4 protein-coding genes are annotated in these 2211 nt (G+C 70.6%); all 4 read right to left on the reverse strand.

Annotation, left to right across the window (positions count from 1 at the left end; genetic code table 11):
• A partial coding sequence (gene modA / locus D183_RS0116495) for a molybdate ABC transporter substrate-binding protein (RefSeq protein ID WP_017909971.1) occupies window positions 1–310 on the reverse strand: 310 nt, incomplete at its 3' end.
• Window positions 311–425: 115 nt separating this feature from the next.
• Window positions 426–1256, reverse strand: a complete 831-nt coding sequence (locus D183_RS0116500) for an MBL fold metallo-hydrolase (protein ID WP_017909972.1) — start codon at window positions 1254–1256, stop codon at window positions 426–428.
• Window positions 1253–1603 (reverse strand): ArsR/SmtB family transcription factor, encoded by a 351-nt coding sequence (locus D183_RS0116505; protein WP_017914208.1) that lies wholly within the window; start codon window positions 1601–1603, stop codon window positions 1253–1255. The genes D183_RS0116500 and D183_RS0116505 overlap by 4 nt, the downstream gene beginning before the upstream one ends.
• 4 nt (window positions 1604–1607) lie before the next feature.
• A complete protein-coding gene (locus tag D183_RS0116510) occupies window positions 1608–1976 on the reverse strand; it encodes a rhodanese-like domain-containing protein (protein ID WP_017909974.1) in 369 nt (122 codons plus the stop codon).
• Window positions 1977–2211: the final 235 nt, after the last annotated feature.

Here is a 2211-nt window from a genome sequence, read left to right on the forward strand (position 1 = left end):
GGTCGCGGCGCAGTGCCGGATCGATCAACTTGCGCTGCTGCAGGTAGTCCATCCACTCCTGGTCGGCGGAGACGAACACGTCCGCCGGCGCGCCCTGTTCCACCTGCCGGGCCAGCGTGGAACTGGCGGCGTAGGACACCTGCACGGGGGTGCCATGGGTGCGCTGGTAGGCGCTGGCGGCCTCGTCCAGCGATTCCTTGAGGCTGGCGGCGGCGAACACGGTCAGCGGCGTCTGCGCCGAGACCGGCGCGATCGCGGTGGCGACGATCAAGGTGCACAGGCACAGCAGGCGGCGCAGCGGTCGGGTCATGGGTCACTCCAGCGGGGGCAGGTAGGCAATGCGGCAGGGCGCGGCGGCGCACGCGTACGGTCGCGCAGCGCTGTCGCAACTCCGCATCCTAGCGCGCCGGCGGCGCGCTGCCTGCTCACGCCGCCGGCGGCGCCAGGTCGTCGGTGCGGCCGGCCTGGATGTTGGCGCGCACCGACGGCTGCATCAGCCGCGGCTCGGCCAGCGTCGCATCGCGCGCCTGGCGCAAGGCCACGAAGGCCGCTTCGTCGATGCCATCGCGCACATGGATGTTGCTGCGGCGCTGTTCGTCGATGCTGGTCTGGCAGGCCACCGCGCGGCCGCCTGCGCCGTAGTCGTGGCACACGAACACGCGCGTCGCCGCCGGCAGCGCGTACAGCCGCTGGATCGAACGGTACAGCGTGGCCGCGTCGCCGCCGGGGAAATCGCAGCGTGCGGTGCCGCTGTCGGGCATGAACAGCGAATCGCCCGGGAAAAGCGCATCGCCGATCAGGTAGGCGACGCTGTCGCCAGTATGGCCTGGCACGGCGATCACCTGCGCCTGCACACTGCCGATCGCGAAACGCTCGCCATCGGCGAGCAGGTGATCGAAGCCGCAGCGCGCCTGCGCATCTGCGTCCAGGCCGAACTGCGGCGCGAAACGGGCGCGCACCTCGCGGATGCCGTCGCCGATCGCCAGCGTCGCCTGCGGCCAGCGCTGCTTGAACCACTGCGCGGCGGAGACATGATCGGCGTGGGCGTGGGTCTCGAGAATCCAGCGCAGGTGCAGTCCGCGCGCGTCCAGGCACGCGGCCAACGCCTGCGCCGGTGCGTCGTCCAGTGCGCCGGTCTGCGGGTCGTAGCCCACCACCGGGTCGATCACCGCGGCGTCGTGGCCATCCTCGACCACGTAGCTCCAGGTGCCGGAACCGGCATGGTGGAAGGCGTGGACGTGCGGATGCTGGCTCATCGATCGCTCCGGGTGGCGGCAGGTGGCGCGGCGCTGCAGTAGATGCCGTGCAACACCTCGAGGATGCGCTGCACCGGGCCGGGCACCAGCGAATAATAGATGGTCTGACCCTCGCGGCGGGTCTGCACCAGTCCATCCTCGCGCAGCAGCGCCAGGTGTTGCGACAGCGCCGACTGGCTCAGCTCCACACGTGCGTTGAGCTCGCCGACCGATTGCTCGTGGTCCACCAGCAGGCACAGCAGCAGCAGCCGCTTCTCGTTGCCGAGCGCCTTCAGCAGGCGCGCCGCCTCGTTGGCGTGCGCGCGCATTGCGGCAGGGTCCAGGGCGGTTGCGGCGCGGCGCGGCATGGGCTCAGAAATCGACAGGGCCACCGGCCGCGGTCCAGCCCAGGAAGCCGCCGGTCAGCGAGCGCACCGCGGTGTAGCCGAGATGCTGCAGGCTCAGCGCCGCCAGCGTGGAGCGGCCGCCGCTGGCGCAGTACAGCAGGATCGGCTGGTCGCGTCGGGCCAGCGCCGGATCGGCGTCGAGACGGAATTCGAGGATGCCGCGCGGGATGTTGATGGCGTTGGGCAGGTGGCCCATGGCGAACTCGCCGGGTTCGCGCACGTCGATGATCCACTCGCCGGGCAGCGGCGTGGCGGCGGCATCGGTGTGGGCAGGGGTTTCGTGGATCTGCGCGCGTGCGCGGTCGACCAGGACTTGGGCGGAGGAGGCGGGCATTGGGGGTGCTCGGCGGGAAAGTGCGCCCATCATATCAGTTGACTCTAATATAAGAAAATTCTAATTTATCTCGCGGCCAGCCTCGGGCGGCCGCGCCCGATCTGCCGCGGTGGGGTGCCCACCGACGGCGCGGATGCGCCCTTTCCTCTGGAGTTCGATCATGCGTGTGCTTCGTTGGGCGATCCGCTGTGCCTGGCGTGCTGGACGGCGGCGCGGAACGCTTGCCGCACCTGCC

It is taken from the genome of Xanthomonas sp. SHU 199, from assembly GCF_000364665.1.
GTDB classification, from domain to species: domain Bacteria; phylum Pseudomonadota; class Gammaproteobacteria; order Xanthomonadales; family Xanthomonadaceae; genus Xanthomonas_A; species Xanthomonas_A sontii.